Annotated in this window: 10 protein-coding genes; 4 read left to right on the forward strand and 6 right to left on the reverse strand. The window is 56.6% G+C overall.

The window, feature by feature from the left end:
- Positions 1–49: 49 nt before the first annotated feature.
- The 3 genes from NB063_RS25860 to NB063_RS25870 all read right to left on the reverse strand — a co-directional run bounded on the left by NB063_RS25860 (position 50) and on the right by NB063_RS25870 (position 8,613).
- On the reverse strand, positions 50–1,291 hold the full coding sequence (locus NB063_RS25860; RefSeq protein WP_250931925.1) for a Glu/Leu/Phe/Val family dehydrogenase: 1,242 nt from the start codon (positions 1,289–1,291) through the stop codon (positions 50–52).
- A gap of 354 nt (positions 1,292–1,645) precedes the next feature.
- Positions 1,646–2,161: an NUDIX hydrolase gene (locus NB063_RS25865; RefSeq protein ID WP_250931926.1), complete on the reverse strand. Its 516-nt coding sequence runs from the start codon at positions 2,159–2,161 to the stop codon at positions 1,646–1,648.
- A gap of 284 nt (positions 2,162–2,445) precedes the next feature.
- Positions 2,446–8,613: an alpha-2-macroglobulin family protein gene (locus NB063_RS25870; protein ID WP_250931927.1), complete on the reverse strand. Its 6,168-nt coding sequence runs from the start codon at positions 8,611–8,613 to the stop codon at positions 2,446–2,448.
- 205 nt (positions 8,614–8,818) lie between these two features.
- Between NB063_RS25870 and NB063_RS25875 the strand changes: the two genes are divergently transcribed.
- The gene (locus NB063_RS25875) at positions 8,819–11,518 is read left to right on the forward strand and encodes an MGH1-like glycoside hydrolase domain-containing protein (RefSeq protein WP_250931928.1); all 2,700 of its coding nucleotides are present in this window, start codon (positions 8,819–8,821) and stop codon (positions 11,516–11,518) included.
- A gap of 29 nt (positions 11,519–11,547) precedes the next feature.
- Here the strand turns inward: NB063_RS25875 and NB063_RS25880 are convergent, their stop codons facing one another.
- Entirely contained in the window at positions 11,548–13,356 is a 1,809-nt protein-coding gene (locus NB063_RS25880) for an SLC13 family permease (protein ID WP_250931929.1), read from the reverse strand.
- Between the two features lie 437 nt (positions 13,357–13,793).
- Between NB063_RS25880 and NB063_RS25885 the strand changes: the two genes are divergently transcribed.
- The 3 genes from NB063_RS25885 (at position 13,794) to NB063_RS25895 (ending at position 17,104) form a co-directional block, all read left to right on the forward strand.
- Entirely contained in the window at positions 13,794–14,096 is a 303-nt protein-coding gene (locus NB063_RS25885) for a DUF3311 domain-containing protein (RefSeq protein WP_250931930.1), read from the forward strand.
- Positions 14,093–15,751 carry a sodium:solute symporter family protein gene (locus NB063_RS25890; protein ID WP_250931931.1) on the forward strand — a complete coding sequence of 553 codons (1,659 nt, stop codon included), beginning with the start codon at positions 14,093–14,095 and terminating at the stop codon, positions 15,749–15,751. Before NB063_RS25885 ends, NB063_RS25890 begins: the two co-directional genes overlap by 4 nt.
- Positions 15,752–15,916: 165 nt before the next feature.
- On the forward strand, positions 15,917–17,104 hold the full coding sequence (locus tag NB063_RS25895; RefSeq protein WP_250931932.1) for a ribonuclease D: 1,188 nt from the start codon (positions 15,917–15,919) through the stop codon (positions 17,102–17,104).
- On the opposite strand, the gene NB063_RS25900 is transcribed toward NB063_RS25895, so the two are convergent.
- The gene (locus tag NB063_RS25900) at positions 17,065–18,405 is read right to left on the reverse strand and encodes a lipopolysaccharide biosynthesis protein (protein ID WP_250931933.1); all 1,341 of its coding nucleotides are present in this window, start codon (positions 18,403–18,405) and stop codon (positions 17,065–17,067) included. The genes NB063_RS25895 and NB063_RS25900 overlap by 40 nt on opposite strands.
- A gap of 155 nt (positions 18,406–18,560) precedes the next feature.
- Positions 18,561–19,619 carry an FHA domain-containing protein gene (locus tag NB063_RS25905; protein ID WP_250931934.1) on the reverse strand — a complete coding sequence of 353 codons (1,059 nt, stop codon included), beginning with the start codon at positions 19,617–19,619 and terminating at the stop codon, positions 18,561–18,563.
- Positions 19,620–19,966 lie beyond the last annotated feature (347 nt).

Consider the following 19,966-nt stretch of genomic DNA (forward strand, 5'->3'; position numbering starts at 1 on the left):
GCCAGTCGCTTGCGTTTCCAACACCTCCGTCACGTCGGGACCTGGACGGCTACGCGTTTCCGGCTAGCTCGGTGGCTCGTTTGACTCTTGAGATGCCGATCATGTAGGCGGCCGTTCGCAGCGACACGTCGTGCTGAGCCGACATTTGCCACACGTCTTCGAACGCTTCATTCATCGTGTGGTCGAGTTCCTGACGGACGCGATCGAGTGACCAGCGATAATGCTGGCGATTTTGAACCCATTCAAAGTAACTGACCGTCACCCCGCCGGCATTGGCGAGGATGTCAGGCAAAATGGTGACGCCGCGTTCATTGAGGATTTTGTCCGCCGCCGGATTCGTGGGTCCGTTGGCAGCCTCGACGATTACCGTCGCCTTGATTGCATCGGCGTTCTTCTCCGTAATCACACCGCCCAGCGCCGCGGGAATCAGCACGTCCATATGTTCGAGCTTCATTAACGCATCCAACGGCAAATGCTCGGCACCATCAAAGCCTTCGAGCAACCCTTTCGGATGCGCCAATTTATGACGGAGCAATTTAGGAAGGTTCAATCCTTCCTCATTGAAGTAGGTCCCCGTGATGTCCGAAACGGCAACGATCGGGAACTGCCCCTCGTGCAAGAACTTCGCCGCATGCGATCCCACGTTTCCAAAACCCTGGATTGCGATCCGCGTTTTCTCTGGTGCCATCCCGAGGCGTTTGATCAGTTTCTGAGTCAGCGTACCGACGCCCCGCCCGGTGGCCTCTTCACGCCCTTTGGCACCGTATTCCTCAACCGGCTTGCCCGTGATCACGGCGGGATTGAATCCGTGATATTTTTCCCATTGGTTACGGAACCAGCTCATCACTTGGTGATCGGTGCCCATGTCGGGAGCCGGGATGTCCGTATCGGGGCCGACGATATCGTGAATCTGATCCACAAACGCACGGGTTAGCCGTTCGATTTCGTTTTTTGACAACTGCGCCGGATCAACCCCGATTCCGCCTTTGGCACCACCGTAGGGCAAATTCACGACGGCGGTTTTCCAAGTCATCAGACTGGCAAGAGCTCGCGATTCATCCAAGTCGACTTCCTGGTGGTATCGCAACCCGCCTTTCATCGGTCCGCGAACGTGATCATGTTGGACACGAAAACCTACGAAATTGGCGAGTTTGCCGTCGTCACGGCGAATGGTCACCTGCACCTGGATTTCACGATCAGGCATCAGCAACAATTCTCGAAGCTCTTCACTGATATCGAGCTGATCGGCCGCTTCGTTGAAAAAGTACCGCGTGGCTTCGAACGCTTTCATGATGAACTTTCATGCGAAAAGGAAGAGACGAGAAACGACGAGCATGCAGAGAATTGTAGCGTGAGAACAGGTGACCTCGACACTCCATTCACAACCTCCCACTGACTACCACGATACGCCGTCGGCGCGGTGGAAGCGACCACGATGAAACCGGATCGCGATGTGCAAATTTTTTCCGATTTGCCTTCGGCATCCCCCGGTCGAAACGTTCGTATTCGCTGGCGAGCCGTCGTCTCATACGCGAACCAAACGACATCCCCAGCTGCCGACCAGCGTACCCACGGCCGGCGCCGAAAGGTACACCCACAAATTTGTCAAATACCCCGACGCATTGGCGTTGAAGCGACACGAGCACTACAAGTATCCCAATAGAAAACTCTGCAACCCCACCAAGGTTTTGGAATCGCGAATTTCATGTTCGCGCACCAATCGTACGACTTCCTCACGCGTCACGATACGCGTCGCGATTCGCTCAGTCGGTTCGAGTCGCTGTTCCCCCGCCGTCAGATCGCGTGCGACAATCATGTGCATCATTTCGTTGCCAAGCCCTGGCGCTGAATAGAACTCACAGATGACATCGAATTGCTGGGCGGTGTAACCGGTCTCCTCCGTCAGTTCGCGGGCGGCGGTTTCCAGCGGCGGTTCGCCCGGATCACGTGTCCCGGCGGGTAATTCGAGCAGCGTTTCCCCCACTCCGGTGCGTTCATTTTCAATCATCACGATCGTGTCTTCGTCGAGCAACGGTAGGAGCACGACCGCCCCCGGGTGTCGAACGTACGCCCGACGATGGACCTGACCATCTCGCGACGGCAACTCCATTTCGACAACATCAAAACGGCTGGTCTGCAAAAGCAGATTGAAATCAGACACGGTGGATCAATTCCTCACGGTTGCGATTCTCGGGCGGCAAAGCCCAAAACCGACACGGGCGACAGGCTGGCCCAAAGAGTAGAAAAAACCGACGCGGCCTAACACTCCCCTGCCGTCAGTTTCAGTCGCACCGCAGACTTGACACAGGCATGGATCTGTCGGGGGAACAAAAAACCCTCCCGCGACCGAAGCCGAGGAGGGTCAAGATAGGTAACTTATAGCCAGTCAACGCCCGCACAACAGGCGTCCGCCATGGGCGACATCCTAAGCGGCTTACCTTCGGATCAGTCGCCCACTTTCATCTCGTGGCTTTCACTATGACTGTTGTACTGCGGGGCATACATCGATTCGATCGTCGCGAGACCGGACTGATAACGCCCGCGTAACTGCACACGACTTCGCGACTCGAGCACGTAGGTTCCCTTCGGGAGATAGTCGATAAAGAAATGCTCGGCGGCATCACGTGTGCTTTGGTAATACCCCAGCCCATCTCGCCATCGATATCCCGACAAGACGTTCGTCGGTTCCGTTCCGCTGCCACGAGAATCCTTGAGGTGAATAAACTCCATCGCTCGTGAACTGCGAACGATCAAGCGAGAAACGAGTTCGTCACCGACCTTGATAGGTGTTCCGTCAACGTCGACGTTGTCCGTACCGTCGCCGGCAACGAGCCCACCGACCACCGGTCGCAGAACCTCGCCAGACGGCGTGCTCCGCACTACAAACAGTTGCTTTTGAATTTCCAGTGGAGTGCCTTCGTGCGGCGTGACCTCATCGATGTTCTGAAAATACTTCCAGTGAACACCACCCCAGGCGATTCCCGGTGTGGTCTTGGTCACGGTGATCGCCCCCATTTCCGGCGTGATCTCGGATCCTTCGAAACGTTGCTGGAAGAATCCTGTCCCCGCTTCGACGTTTTCTTGCACCACTTCCGTCTCGCCGACCTTCACATCAACAAGCGTTTGATCAGCAAGCAGCCCGGCACCTCGCAACAACAACGCGTACACCGCATCCGCTGTCGCTTTGGTGGTCTCCCAAGAGCGAGTTTCTTTTTGACGCAGCAACCATCCTTTGCACGATTCGACCGATTCCTGATCCGATGCGACTTCGTCGAACATCTCGATCATCATCGCTTGGGTTTCGATATCGGCTTGATACCAGAACCAACCATGGACTTCGTCGTTCCAATGCATCCCGGTTTCGTCCGTCACGCTGCGTTCCTTCAACGAAGCGACGATCGCCATCGCGTCATCACCACGTCCGAATCGTTTGAGGGCCACCGCGAGGTGAGCCTGACTCATCCGGGGCTGCGTCAACCAATGTTTCGCAGCTTGATCAAGCCAATACTCCAATGCCGGACGAGATGCCGCGTCAATGTCGGCATCACGCAAGAAGAAACTGCGTCCGTAAAGATACATCGCGATCGTCGTCGACAGATGGTTCGTGTTTCGATCCTTCGATTTGATCTCCGTGTAGACCTTCTTCGAGTAAGCATCCAAATGCGAAAGCGATTCGATCGCCGACGAAACATCGACATCCACACCCAAATGTCGCAGCCTGCCGTAACCGGTCGCAAGATACAGCGTGATGAACGGATTTGAACGACCGCCCGGGAACCAAGGCCAGCTGCCGTCGTCGAGCTGCAGGTCTTCGAGCCGTTTGGTCAGCCGGGCGACTTGCTCGTTGACGCGATTTTGGTCGAACAAGATCCCCACGTTGCGGCGTGCTTCGGACTCCGATTCCGCTTCGATCACCCACGGCGTTTCCGTCAACGCGATCGAGGCGAGATCTTCGTTCTGTTGCAGCGGCGACTCGAGCGCGTCACGCCCAGCGGGCTGGCCTTTGATCGCTCGAGGTTGGTTTCGCCAAATCTCGAACACGCGTTCGATCTTCGGGTCCGACGTCGCGATGTGCCGTGCCAACAGGTTCGCATATAACCGGTTGAACGTCTGCTCGCTGCACTCGTGCGGGTAGTCCATCAGGTAAGGCAGCGCCATCACGGCGTACCACGCCGGGTTGGACGTCATCTGAACCGTCAACGATTCGTTGCGAATCGAATTGGGATCCAGCGACGCGAGCTTGTCGAGCGTGAACGTTTTGGTTTCCTTGCCGTCGATCGGAAGAGCGATCGATTCGTGCACCAAAATCTTTCGTGACAGAACCGGCAGGTAGCCTTCCTCGCCGTCGGAAAGCCGGCCCGTCGACGCGACCGCTTTGTAAACCAGGAAACCGAGACCGTCTGGAACCTGGATCGGCCAAGAGAACGTCTGCGACCGGCCCGCCGCTACCTCAAACGATTGTCGGACCTGTGCATTACCGATCTTTGCGTCAACGCTTTCTCCGGTGCGTGCATCGGTGAATTCAAACGCAACGGTTCCTGTTTGGATCGTCGCGGATTGGTTGCTGACCTTGACCGTCAATTCGATCTCATCACCCTCACGCAGGATGCGTGGCGGATTCGGTTGAACCATTAACTCTTTGCTGGTGACTGCCGTATCGGTGATCAATCCGCCCGCCAGATCCGCGGTGTGTGCGAACCCGAGCAATTTCCAACGAGTCAACGCTTCGGGCATCGTAAAACTCATCGTGACGACACCGTTCTCGTCGGCGGTCAATTCCGGGAAAAAGAACGCGGTCTCGTTGAGATTTTTCCGTGGCGAAACATCCGACAAATCGATGTCGCTGCCGGGTTTATCGGTTGGAGGCGGTGCCGAATCCGCCATATCAGCACTTTCCGCTTCGTCCATTGCGAGCGCACTGTCGGCCATCATCATCGGCGCGGCTGAGGGCATTGGCATGCCTTCCTCAGCAATCATCCCTTTCTGCATCATCCGGCCGCCAAAAGCTCGACTTCGCATCATCCCGAACCTCATTACGGCGGCACCTTGCAGTTCTGGCGGATAGTCTCGATAGGTAGGCGTCGCCGAGGGAATCGGAATCGAGCGATGCACCGAAATCTGCTGCAGCCCCTCCCATCGATTCTGGTCGTTCACCGAAACGCGCGAGTAATCGGTGTAAAACAAACCAAACCCTGACAGAAAATCATGAGGAGCGAACGCATCGAGCGACGCGTCATATAACGTCGCGACCATCTCCGCCGCCCGCTTCATCGCCGCATCGGTGCTACCGGATTTGTCTTCGATGATCGCAGTCCAAGTTTCCTGTTGGCCCGGTTTAAGTTTGGACAAGAACCGTTCCCAACGGACGGTGAGTTCTTTATTGCTCCACGGTACATCAATCCGCTGCTCGTTGAGATAGAACCGGTTCTCTCGCACCATCCAGACACGCACGGTGAATCCGCCTCGCAGACTCTCATCGATATCGAGCGTGATTTGTGACTGCGTGCGATTTTTCGGTGTCCAGTATCGTTGCAGGGCTTTTCCGCGATGCGAAATTTCAACGAGTGCACGCGCCGACTCATAGCCGCTGCCCCAAACGGCCCGGAACGTATCACCAGGCTCGACACTGGCACTTTGCACGGCGAACAAATCGGCAATTTTGAGCTCACACTCTTCCGCATCCGGGTCGATCACCCGCAACGGCAAGATTGCCGAGACAGACTGGCCAGCGGAATCGACCGCGGACAACACGGCGCGGAAGTGCCCCGCCTCGAGTTCGACTTCCAAGCTCGCATTACCGGATTCGTCAGTCGTTAACTCAACCGTTTTGATGGTTCCATCGATCGGCCAAGAGTTCGGCTCTTCCGGGCGAACGACATCCTTGGGGGCATCATCGGCGTCTCCGCGAGGAGCCCAGTAGGGAACCGGATAACCAATTTGTCGGCGTCCGATTTTGTCGGGCGATTGGAGCGAGTGAATCTTCACGGTCACTTTGCTCGACACCGGGCCGCCTTGGAGCGTCCGCGTGGCGACCTTGATCTCGATCGGCTCCTCGTCGGTCAACCACTGTGGCGTCGCCGTGCTCAACGTCGCTTCCATCATCGTGTAGCCGACCAACACGGTCGTCGATCCTTCGCGAGTCTCGCCTGTCGTATCGATCACGTCCGCTTCGATTTTGTAGCGAAATTTCGGCTCACTTTCGCGGTCCACCGTACGATCCGGAATCGCTTCGAATGAGACCGAGAACTTACCCGCATCGTCGGTTTTGGTTTCCCCTTCGGCGATCGTTTGCGGCGGCATCGGCGACGGCGGCATCCACCAACATCGGTACCACCACCACGGCGGCAATTCCGTTTCACGAACGACGCGGTAGCGAACCGTCGCTCCGTCAATCGCGGCTCCGGTGTACGCGGTGGCAGTTCCTGTCACCGTGACGGATTCGCCGAGACGCACCGGGGCGGTTGGAGATTCCACCTTCACTTCGAACTTGGGACGTTTGTATTCTTCCACGCGAATCCTCTGGGAACCCTGGTAGGCCCCTCGCGTTCGCAGCATCATCTGGCCGGTCAGTCCACCCGAAGGAAGATTAAAGCTGCCATGGCAACTGCCGAGTTCATTGCACCGCAGTTCAGCCGTCTCAACCACCTTGCCGTTTGCGTCGAGCAGCTCGACACTGATTTTTTCGTCGGGAGCAACCGCGTATTCGCCCTTGGCTTGATTGGAACGCGTGCAGATCAGTTTGTATCGGACGATTTGCCCCGGCCGGTACAACGCACGATCGGTGAAGAAATGGCTCCGCGTGACGTCATGCGACGGGCGACTGCGTTGATGATAAATGTGGTACTCGTCCGACCACAGCTGATCCTTGCCACGTGAGGCGAGAAAATTGATGTTGTGCAACGACTCGCCCGAAAACTCGAACCGCCCCTCTTTTGTCGTCTTGAGTGTTTCCCTTAATTGTGGCTCGCTGATTCCGCGCCGTGGTTGACTCTTCCTTGCCCAGACGTCGACACTCACGCCCGCGAGTGGTTCCCCGGTCAAGGAATCGAGCACATAGCCGGTGAGCACGCCTTCTTCATGACGAGACTCCACCACCATCGACAAACCACTGACCCACACATCCGTGATCGCGGTATAGCTGTCGCCCAACGGAAAATCTTCCGATGTACTGGCGAGCAAGTAATAGGCGCCGCGTGGAACATCGACCCGCGAGGCAACGTCCTCGGTTCGTTCGCGATAGTCGTCTGTCTCAGGTAAGGCTTCCGTCCACGCGATAACGGGAGTCCGCTTGGTCAACATTTGACGCCCGACTTCGGTCAAATTACCTGGACGACGCCCCGACTTCCGCAGCGATTCGAAATCGAGTTGGACGAGGCGGAAGTGGACCTTGGTGACGTTGCGGTACCTGACCGTAATCACGGGACGCGACGAATCGTCTAGCTGCGGGTTCCAAACCTGTTCGGTTGAAAGGTCGATCGAAGGAGCTTCGATTTGTTTCACCAACGCGCGACACGCTGCTGCTCCCCGACTATTCGGATGTGCTTTGATCGCTGCGAGTGCGATTTCACGAGCAAGAGCGGGATCATCGTCTTCGCGTGCTAATTGGGCGAGTTTGAATTGGGCTCGTGTCGAGATTTCGCTCTTAGCATTTCGCATGACAAACGATCGCAACGCCTCTTTCATCCCATCGCCCACCGCGTGCTCATCGGCAAACTCAAGCCGGTGCAAGTCGGTGTCGATCAACGCGGCTGAGTTTGCGTCGTTGCGATGAAAAGCGAGCCATTCCTGATACAGCGTCGTGGCGCGGTACAGCGGCGAACGCAAATCGGTTTCCGGAACCTGCCACGAGATGAACTGGTCCACGTCTGCGAAAATCGGCGTTCCCACTTCCAATTCGAAACGGTCGGCCGGGCCGCTGTAGGTTTCGTTCGCGTCAGAGTAAAAATCGATCGCATCAGCGACGATAAAATCGTAAAGCGTTGGGCGATACTCATCAGGAGCGTTTCCCCCCACCAACAAGTCCGAATAATCTTCGATCGCGGTTTCTTGTAATGTCTGCTTACTGCCGTCGTCGTTAAGGGCGGATTCGAACAGAGCCGCCGATTGGGCAACAATCCGCTGCCGCGTCCAGGTCGAGATGTCTTCGAACGATTTGATCACGACCGGCTTCTCGGCGTCGACAATCCCCGGATCGACCTCCGTTCGGTCGCGAAAACGCCATTGGTTTTGGGAGTAGTAGCCCCAAAACCAATTTGCCAACAAACCGCGAATCACCGGACGGGTTGCCGGTGGGGCGGTTTCCAAATCGGCTTGCAATCGGACGATTCGATGCACTTCATCGCGTCCCTCGAGTTGTCCGTCGAGCGTCGCCCGGGTGGCCAACAAGCGAACAACGAGATCATGATCGCCCTTTTCAATCGCCCCAGGCAATTGTTTTTCGATTTCCGAGATTGCCGTTTTAGGTAACCCTTTGTTGATTGCCGCTTGAATCGGCTCCCACGAACGCGGTTGCGGGTTATTAGGTGGCGCAGCAGGCATGTCGGTCATCGTTTGGCCAGCAAGCAACAGGACTAGGAAGGCAAGAACGCCGATTAGACCATAGCGAGAGTTCATGGGAGTTTCGTGGGGAGAAGAGTGTCGAAGCAGTTTTTAACCAGAGGGTGCACACTTGCAATGAAGATAACGAACGAACCATAACTTCATTAGGCGGATTTCCATAAGAAATTGTGAGTCCCCGTCGCGGGGCATCTTCCGGGAAATGGTCAGGGCAGTATCATCGTTTCGTAACCGGTTCCGCCACGAGTAATTGCGTCGACCCATGCCAACACCTGAACACCAACGATTGCGACAGGATTCCGCGAGGGAAAAGAACTGGAAGCGTTGGGGACCGTATCTTTCGGAGCGGCAATGGGGGACGGTTCGCGAGGATTATTCCCCGGGTGGCGATTCGTGGAGCGATTTCCCTCACGATCATGCCCGCTCGCGTGCCTACCGGTGGGGTGAGGACGGACTGCTGGGGTTTACCGATCGCCAATGCCGGCTGTGTTTTTCGATCGCGTTGTGGAACGGCAATGACACGATTTTGAAAGAACGCCTGTTTGGTTTGACGGGCCCCGAGGGCAACCACGGCGAAGACGTCAAAGAGATCTATTACTACCTGGATTCCACACCGACGCATTCGTTCGCCCGCGCGATGTATCGTTATCCACACGCGAGATACCCGTATCGCGAACTGGTCAAAACCAACGCACAACGCGGTTATCTTGATCCAGAATACGAAATCGTCGACACGGGGCTGTTTCATGAAAATCGGTTTTTCGATGTCACGGCGACTTATGCGAAAGCGGACGCGGACGATCTATTAATCGAAATCTCGGTGACCAATCAAGGCCCTGATGCAGCGCCGATCACGCTCTTGCCCACGCTCTGGTTTCGAAACACCTGGGTCTGGGGGTGCCGACACGAAGGCTGCTCCGCCAAACCGCGTATCGAAAAACGACGAAACGCAACTGGACACGTTGTCCAAACGAAACACGACACGCTCGAACCGTTCACGTGCGTTTTTGAATCGCAAGACACCAGCGAATTGTTGTTCACCGAAAACGAAACCAACTTCGCCAAACTATTTGACGGCAAGAATTTTTCGGCCTACACCAAAGACGCGTTTCATCGCTATGTGGTCAATGGCGAGACCGAAGCGGTCAACCCGAAACACTATGGCACCAAAGTCGCAACGGCTTATCAATGGAATTTGGCGCCTGGCGAATCCCGCCGAGCACGGGTGCGGTTGACGAAGAGTTCCCCCGGCCCGACACCTGATCTTACGGACGGCTTTTCGGATGTGCTGCGTCTGCGGAGCAACGAGGCGGACGACTTTTACGCTCACGTCATTCCCGAAAAAGAAACCGACGCGCAGCGTCATATTTCAAGGTCAGCCTACGCGGGGCTGATGTGGACGAAACAGTTCTATCACTACATCGTCTCCGATTGGCTCGACGGGGATAAGGACGTGATGACGCCGCCGGAAGCTCGCAAGAGCGGCCGCAATCGTGATTGGCGACATCTCTACGCCCGAGACATTTTGTCGATGCCCGACAAATGGGAATACCCGTGGTTCGCCGCGTGGGATTTAGCATTTCATATGATTCCCGCCGCTCGGATTGACCCCGAGTTTGCCAAACGCCAATTGATGTTGCTGTTGCGGGAATGGTACATGCATCCCAATGGCCAACTTCCCGCGTACGAATTCTACTTCGACGATGTCAACCCACCCGTGCACGCGTGGGCATGCTTGCGTGTGTACCAAATGGAAGCCGAAGCGGGTCGGCGCGACACCATGTTTCTGAAACAAACCTTCCAGCGTCTGTTGCTGAACTTCACGTGGTGGGTCAACCGCGTCGATAGCAACGGGGACAATGTTTTCGCAGGCGGATTCCTTGGCTTGGACAACATCGGTGTGTTTGATCGCAGCAAAGGGCTCCCCGAAGGCGCCCAGCTCGAACAAGCCGACGGCACCGCGTGGATGGCGTTCTACTGCGGCACGATGATGTCGATGGCCCTCGAATTGGCGCGCGAAGATAAATCCTATTCCGACATGGCGTCCAAGTTCCTCGATCACTTCATTCGCATCATCGACGCGATGAATGGCCGCGGCGAAGGCGGTTTGTGGGATGAGGAAGACGGATTCTATTACGACCATTTGCAAATCGACGGCGAAACGATGCCGATGCGAGTGAAGTCACTCGTCGGGTTGTTGCCTCTGATTGCGATCGAAGTCCTCGATGACGAACTGCTCGATGAACTGCCCGGGTTCCGCAACCGGCTCACGTGGTTCATCAACAACCGCCTGATACTTGCCACCCACCTGCTATTTGGCGAGAACGATAAAGGGCATCGCGAAATATTGATCGCGATCCCCAGTCGCGAGCGTCTCGAACGAGTCCTCAAGGTAATGCTCGATGAAAACGAATTCCTCTCAGACTTTGGAATCCGTTCCCTCTCGAAAGCACACGAAGCCAACCCGTACAAAGTTACGGTCCGTGGCCAAGAGAGCACGGTCGCGTACGTCCCGGGCGAATCCGACAGTTGGATGTTTGGCGGCAACAGCAACTGGCGAGGCCCGATCTGGTTCCCGACGAACTATCTGCTGATCGAAGCGCTCCATCGCTACCATGAATTCTTCGGCGACGACTTCCAAATTGAATGCCCCACCGGATCGGGTGTGATGATGAATTTGAAAGAGGTCGCCAGCGAAATCAACCGTCGATTGTCATGCATCTTCCTATCGCCCGAAGGCGGCGGTGCCCGGCCCTGCTTGATCGGCAGCGGTATGATCGGTGACGAGAAATTGTGGCAGGACCACGTGCTGTTCTACGAGTACTTTCACGGTGACACCGGCGAGGGCCTCGGCGCGTCTCACCAAACCGGATGGACCGCTCTCATCGCGACCTGCATCGAACAGCTCCACGGACGCATCTACGAAGGTGCCCCCACGGAAACGCAGATGCCAGACAAGTAAGCAACGCGAAATCGATTCACGTAGACGCGTCAGCCGATCCCATACCAAGTCGACAACATGATCATCGTGGTCACAAACACGATCACACTCAACGGAAACCCGAACACGAGATAATCCTTCAACTGATAGCCGCCGACTCCATAAACCATCGTGTTGGTTTGGTATCCAAACGGCGTCAGAAAACTCGCAGACGCTGCGATCATCACGCATACAATTAATGGCGTCGGATCCATGTGCGTTGTTGCCGCGGCCGACCATGCAATGTGAAACATGATCACCGCGGCAGCGCTATTGGTGACCAGTTCGGTGCAGATCACCGTCGCGATGTAGATCGCCGCGAGTATCCACAACGGGTTGTCCCCCGCCAACTGCAACAGACCACTGGCAATCGCTTCGGCGGCACCACTTTGACGCATCGCTTCGCCAATGCCGATTGCGGCGCCCACGATGATCAGCACGGACCAATCGACGCTTCGCCTCGCTTCACCGGTCGTGCAGCAACGGAATGCGATCATGGCGACCGCAGCGAGCATGGCGGAAGTGAGAATCTCCATCAATCCGAGTGCCGCGACCAACACCATCGCGATCGTGATGACGAGCGACAGCGTCGCCTTTTCGTGCCTGCGCACCTCGCCATGCTCAACGCGGCTGACCAGATAAAAATCGCTCGAACCACGTTGGCGATGCAAGAACGACGGCGACGCTTCGATCAGCAACACATCCCCCGGCTCGATCCGCACGTCACCGAGTTTCCCCATCAAGCGTTGGCCCCCACGGGCGACCGCGACAACCGCTGCGTTGTAATTGGATCGAAACTTTCCTTCTCTGATCGTTTTCCCGATCAGTGAACAACGTGGGCTCACGACGGCTTCGATCAACGTCCGTTGCCACGCGGGCACTTCGAGTTTTCGAGACTGTCCGTCGGGCGTCGTTAAACCTCGAATCTTGCGAAGGTCCACAACGCTGTCCAACGCTCCGACCAAGATCAAAATATCGTGCCCATAAACCCGCTGTTCAGGCTTAGCCGCTTCGATACGCCCATCGGCTCGCTGGATTTCCGCGACGTAGAGCCCGGGCAGTGCCCGCAACCCTGCCTGCTGGATCGTCTTGCCGACCAACGGTCCGGTCGGATCGACCTGCATTTCGACCGTATATTTCTGTGGGTCGTCCGAAACGGAAATCGCCGCTTTGCGTTCGGGCAAAAGCCAGCGCGATGCAAAGATCATGTAGACCAAACCGAGTATCGTCGCGGGAATTCCAACGATCGCGGGGGTAAAGAACCCCAGGGCTTCGCCGTCAAAGTGCTTTTCGGTGTACAGATCTCGTACGATCAAATTGGTGCTTGTCCCCATCAGCGTGCACATCCCACCGAGGATCGCAGTGTAGGACAACGGCAGCAACAGCCGGCTCGGCGAGACGCCGATCCGCTTGCTGACGTCATTGATGACGGGCAGTAACGCCGCAACCACTGGTGTGTTGTTGAGAAACCCGGACACGACGGCGACCGGGCCCAGAATCCGCACCAGCGCACTGCGCAGCCCCTTGACTCCGCCGAGCAGCCATCCGGTTGCAAACTCGGTTCCGCCGGTGAGTTCCAGCCCCGAAACGATCGCAAAGAGCAGCCCGATCGTGACGAGCCCCTTGTTACCGAATCCGGCAGCCGCCTCGCTAGGCGAAGGCAACTTGTCCGTGCCCGTCAAATTCTGAGCCAAAACGAGTACCGACAAGGCACCCAGCGCGAGCAAATCCGTTGCCGCCAAACGCATCGCGAGACTCAATAGCAAACCGCCGGCCACCGCGAGCGTGAGCCACATCTGCCAATCAGCCGGAATCATCATGAAGGTTGAATATGAAAAGACAATAAAAGGAGGTAATGCACCCGAACGTATGCCATTCCCCACGAAACTGCCGCCCCTGCGGCTACCCACGGCGGAACTCGCTCCGCAGCTAGGCGGCGTGGACGAAGAATCGTAGCGAACGAAACACTTGCCATCCTGCAAAGTTTATAAAGACGAAGCATGATACTCGGTGGCCAATTTTTTTGCTGGTTAACGCCCGGTCAGGTCTGCGACGGCGTATATGAACGCCCCCGGGGCCGACAATGCGATGAGCCCAGCGTAATTGAAAGCACCGATATCGTCGCCCCCGTTAAGACACTAAACTACTTCCCGCGTTCGCAATTCCCGTGTGGACGCCCCGCCATTTCCTCTCCTCTCGCCTCGATACCTGCCCTATGCCGGACACGCCTGAATCCCCACGCACTCCTGATGCGTCTGTGAATCTTTCTCGTTCTTCCTCGTCAGGGGGCAGTTCCCACACTGGACTCTGGATCGTCGCAGGGCTCGTCGTGGTGCTGCTGGTGTTACACCAAGACAATTGGTTCTGGACCGACGGACGGTTGGTGTTCGGATTCATTCCGATCGGCCTGTTTTGGCACGCGTGTCTGTCCGTGGGTGCGTCGTTGACGTGGTTTCTCGCCACTAAAATCGCGTGGCCGGTGGAACAGGAATTTGAGGCCCGGGTCGCACCGGGATCGCATGTCGATGCCGCCACCAGCGAAAAGGAGGCGGGACAATGAATTCACTTCCAATCATCGCGTCGTTCTTGGCGCAGGCCCCAGCGGCCGAAGGTGGATTGCTCAACCATCCTGGATTGCCGCAGTTCGTCATCATCCTCATTTACCTCTCGCTGTTGCTCGCACTTGGAGTTTTTTCCAGTCGGCTGTTTAGCGGAACCAAAGAGGACTACCAAGTTGCGAGCCATTCGATCGGCCCGTTCCTGCTGCTGATGAGCATCTTCGGCACGACAATGACCGCGTTCGCACTGGTTGGCAGTAGCGGTGAGGCATTTAAGGAAGGCGTGGGGGTCTACGGAATGTTGGCCAGCAGCAGCGGCATCATTCACTCACTGTGTTTCTTCCTGATCGGCGTCAAAGTCTGGAAGTTCGCACGTGTTCATGGCTACACGACGCAAATCGAATTCTTTCGCGACCGCTTGGATAGCGACTTCATCGGCCTGCTGTTGTTCCCGATCCTCGTCGGGCTCGTGATCCCATATCTGCTCGTCGGTGTGATCGGCGGTGGTACCGTCGTCCAAACGCTCACCGCAGGTCTGTCCCCGGATTGGTTTCCGGTTTTGATGCCGGACGGGTCACCCAATCGCGGTCTGCACGGCGGGATTCCCCCGTGGCTCGGTGCACTGATGATCTGCAGCGTGGTGCTGATCTATGTTTTCATGGGCGGCATGCGTGGCACGACTTGGGCAAACACCTTTCAAACGATCGTCTTCATGATCCTCGGTGTGGTTACGTTTGTGATGATTGCCAATCGTTTAGGCGGCCAAGACGGACTGTTCGCAAACTTGAAGGTGCTCGGTGAATCGATTCCCGAAAACAGGGCCACACGTTCGGAAATGAGCAAGAGTCTGTTCTTCACCTATCTCCTGATTCCGTTGTCGGTCGGGATGTTCCCGCACCTATTCCAACACTGGATGACGGCCAAGAGCGCGGCATCTTTCAAGATTCCTGTGATATGCCACCCGCTCTTCATCATGATCGTTTGGGTTCCCTGTGTGTTGGTGGGTGTTTGGGCCACCGGAGATTTTGCGCCTCGTTTGCCGCGGATTCCGGGAACAGACATTGTGAACGCGAATGCGGTACTGCCGTTTTTGGTCAAGACGCAAACGGGCCCGATTATCGGCGGACTGCTCGCGGCGGGAATTTTGGCCGCCATCATGTCGAGCTTGGATAGCCAGTTTCTGTGTATCGGCACGATTTTCAGTAACGACATCTACACGCACTACCGAGGTGCGGAAAACGTCAGCGACAAACAACAGGTTTTCACGACCCGGATGTTCATCATCGGAATTGTCGCGGTCACGTACTTCCTAAGCCTTGGCAACCCGACGAGCGTCTTCGCCCTGGGAGTGTGGTGCTTTAGTGGATTCAGTGCGTTGTTCCCGATTGTCTTTCTAGCGTTGTACTGGCGCGGTCTGAGTGCAGCGGGTGCCATCAGCGGCGTGTTCGCGGCGATCATCAGTTGGAGCATTCTGTTCTATCACGGCATCCACTCTCCGAAGGGGCTTCGTGAATTTCAGTTCCCGATTTCGTGGGGAGGTGAGGAGTTCGAGATCATGCCCGTCGTGGTCATGTTCCTGGCCTGCCTGATCACGACCGTTGTCGTCTCATTGGTGACACCTAAACCGAAACCAGAAACGCTGGCGAAGTTTTTCTAGGTCGCCATGGCGACCTGAAAATGCGACTCCTCGCACCGGAATCACGTTGATATCCGGTGTGGGGCACGCCGAGAGCACCAAACACTCCTACTCGACCGACGGCTTATTGCCCGCTACAGTTTTCGAGCACAGCCCACTCCACTCGACCGTCGGGAAATCTGGCAGGTGAACTACGAATCAATCACGACTCACTCGCATTTAGTTGAGTTCTGCAACAAGATCTCCACCGAGAGCGTGATCGGGTTCGACACCGAATTTGTCTCGGAAGACTGTTATCGACCGGAGCTGTGTCTCGTCCAAGTTGCGGCGGGAGAACACCTGGCAATCATCGACCCTTACCCGGTCGGGGACACCCAACCATTTTGGGATTTGTTGGTCACGCCCGGTCGCACGGTGATCGCACACGCGGCACGTGAAGAAATCCGGTTTGCATACCGCTACACAGGCAAACCGATCGCCGGATTGTTCGACACGCAGCTCGCCGCCGGCTTTGTCGGGATCGAGTATCCCGCGTCCCTCGGCACCCTTGTCCATCGTTTGGTCGGGACGACGTTACCTAAAGGCGAGACACGAACCAATTGGCGACACCGACCGCTAACGAACGATCAATTGACCTACGCCTTGCATGACGTCACTACGTTGCATGAGATGTACGAAAAGTTGTCGGTCGATATCAACGGTCTCAATCGCCGTTCGTGGGTCGAAGAAGAAACCGCACGACTACAAAACAAAGTGATCGAAGCTGAAGAGGCTGAGAACTGGCATCGCGTCAGCGGTAGTTCAGGATTGAAACCTCGGCAACTCGAAATCGTGCGTCAAATCTGGCTGTGGCGGGAAGAGATTGCCAAGACCAAAGACCGACTGCCGCGACGTGTTATGCGAGACGACTTGATCGTCGAGCTGGCCAAACGAGGTTCCTCGGACCCCAAGAAGATTCGCAGCATCCGGGGACTCGAACGTCGAAACTACGTCGATCAATACGAGGCGATTGCGGCGGCAATCGAAACGGCGCTCAATACTCCTGACGAAGATCTCCCGCGCCGCACACGAGGCCGCTCACGCACAGCTTCGCCAATGCTGAGCCAATTCCTTTCCACTTCGATCGCCTGCATCAGTCGACAACACAAATTGTCGCCCGCGATCGTAGGTAATTCGGATGACGTCAAAGATTTGCTGGCGTACGAATTAACTCCACGCCGCGGCTCGCCTACTCCGGCCTTACTCGAAGGTTGGCGCGGCGAAATCGTGGGCAAAAGTTTTCGCAAAATCCTCGAAGGCAAACTGGCAATTCGCGTTGCCGATGTGAGCGAGGATCAACCGCTCGAATTCTTCGATTGCGAAACGTCGGTGTAAACGATCGCCGACAACCAGACCAAACAGATCACTTGGCCGACGAGAGCGGCAATCGCGATCGCAACCGCTCCCTGAGATTCGAGTAATGCGGCGACGACGATGATCATTGCGATCACCGCAACGATACGACATCGAATGGAAGCCAACGGTCGACCACGCCCTTTGACGTAGCTGTCGAGTCCCTGCAAGATTCCTTTGATTGCAGAAACCGGTGCCAGCCATAAGGCAAACTTCACCGCCGGATCAAACTCGGCGCCGTACACCAGATTCACCAACGGCCCGATCACCATCATGAATGCAATCGTGGAAACCGTCTGAATCGCGATCGAACCGCCGAGAATCCGATGCACATCACGCGTGGTCAGCGACCTGGATTCATCCGCCCCCGCATTGAACAGGAAAATGCCCAGCGTGTTGGGGATCACGGTCAACGGATAAACAACAGGCACCATCGCGGCATAGAAACCTTGCGTGACTAAAGGGATCAGCCACATCACCAACAGCAGGTCAATTCGCTCAAAAAAATCCGACGCGAGCATCGAGATCCCGTACGGGCGACTTTCGCTGAGCAGCTGTTTCACCGGCGGCTCGCTCGGACCGGAAAGAGGCTGCTTCAGCCCCACCAAACATGCGGCCATTCCGATCAACGTGGACGCAACAAACAAGACGCAGGCTAATTCCAGCGTGACCTCGGTAACGATCGCAGCGATCAACAGCAGCGTCGGGAACGCCGCCGCAGATACGAAACGCAGGACGTTGTAGGCGACGAACTTTCCGGCGCCGCGATCCACCGCCGTCATGATCAACATCACGTGTTGGCCGATCACACTGATCGCGCACAACCAACCGAGCGGCATCAGAAATCGCTTTTCGTCCGGCAGCGCGAACGCGTTGCAGGCGATGACAAGGACCGTGGTGATCGCTCCAGTCGTAATCCCCAACCACATCGCAGCCCGGCGAAGATGATGGAGTTCGGTTTTACCCTCCGCCGCATAACGACAGATCACCTCTAAGCCGCCGAACAGACCGACGTAGAGCAACATCTGGACGTAGAGCACGGTCGTCGCATATTGCCCCCGTCCCTCGGGACCGAGCAACCGGGCCAACAAAATGCCCTGCGTCATCTGCAGGGCAACGATCGCGAACGCAAACCCGACAGTTTGAACAAACGATCCGAACTTGCCGAGCTTGTCAGCTCGGCTCCGCAGCCTACCGACCGTCGTTGAAGTCGAAATGTCGTCCGGCACGATATCCACAGGATGCGGACGATCACTCACCGCAGCGGAAACGCTATCGTTCATTGTGGAAGCGGACTCCGGCAGGCAAGCCTCCATTGGGGACGAGGCAGCGGAAGTGGTTTGGGAGGACGGCATTGGCTGTCAGAGTATACTCGCCGATAGCCAAATTCGTCACGATCCCCCCGCAAAACGCCTAAGTCGACTTAGGTACAAGGGTATTAATCGATACCATCGATAACACGCGCGGGCGGTCCAGAACGAAACTGGATGACTTGGTAAACGCCAAATCCCAGCACGGCGACGGTGAGAGCTACCGCCAGGACCAGTTTCACCTTTGCTATCACTGGATTTTCGCCATCCATGGCGGCACTCCGCTTGGCCGATTCAACCCGGAGGGCGGTCCGCTTCTGATTTGCCTTCTGTCTTTTCTGTTCACGTTTGGCGCGAGCGGCCTCGGCCTTTTTCTCAGCCGGACTCAGGATTTTTGCCGCTGGCACGTCTGTGACCGTGGACGACGCCCCGCGCGGAACCTCCGCAAGCGTGTCGCTAGTCGATAGATTCAATCCCGACGCCGCTGAATCCAAGAACGGTGCGTCTTCGTCGAAGCTCTCTTCGTCTTCGAGAACCCCCGATTCGTCACTTTGCAGTTTGGTGCTCGCTCGGATTTTTTCATATCGAACCTCTCGGTCGGCCTCATCGTGTGCCGCTAAGAACGCAGCCACGTCGGCGCCCTGCCAAGCGTCCCCCGACAGCATCTTTTCGGATCCCTCGGGACTCGTTGGCGTTGCCGAAGCGGGACTCAATGTCGCTCTCACAACCTTTTTGGGGCCTGAATCAGCCTGTGAATCCGCCTTTGAGGCTGACCTTGGCTTCGGTTCGAGGACGACCTGCCAGGCAATTTTTCCGCAGCGAAGCTCGCTTCCGTCGACAACCTCGACCCACTGGCGGGGCGGGATCCGCTCGCAATTGATTTTCGTCCCCGAAGTGCTTCCGAGGTCCACGACATGAAATCGGCCCGTCGATTCGGAGCCGGGACCGTCCGGAGACAACAGCTCGCCATCTATGGCGTCCAGCGATACCGGCGTTTCACATCCGAAATAGAGCAGACAGTGAACGCGAGACACCGAACGCGTTTTGGGGCGGATCTGACAATTCTTGTCCCGACCGATCAAATAGAACCCCGGACGGATCGGCGCGATCAGCCCTGCGCGACTGCCAGTCGAAAGTACGAGCCGGGCTTGGTTGATCACAGGTGCGGTCAAAGGGGAACTACTCATCTGGAGAACGCTCGACACCGCATACGAAAAACACGTCCCGCCTCGCAAATCAATGGGAAGCAGGAGGTTCTAGCGGAGAGCGGGGATTGTAACGGAACCATCTGGACTTGCCTAATCGCCCGGAGAAACACACGGAAAATTCAATATTCACGCAAAAGTGCAAGGTTGCAGACCAAACCGTCCCCTTGGCGTGTGTCTCTGGCGGGTTGCTGGCAGTCGACTGCAATCAAACGGCTCCGCGACACGTTGCGGCGCCGGCGAACGTGAAATCCTGCCCCCCTGTGGTCGCCTGCGACCGACGCTCCCCGGCTCGCCACCACGATCAACATTCCGCCATCCAAATCGGA

The sequence above is a fragment of the Aporhodopirellula aestuarii genome, assembly GCF_023701485.1.
Classification (GTDB): Bacteria; Planctomycetota; Planctomycetia; order Pirellulales; family Pirellulaceae; genus Rhodopirellula; species Rhodopirellula aestuarii.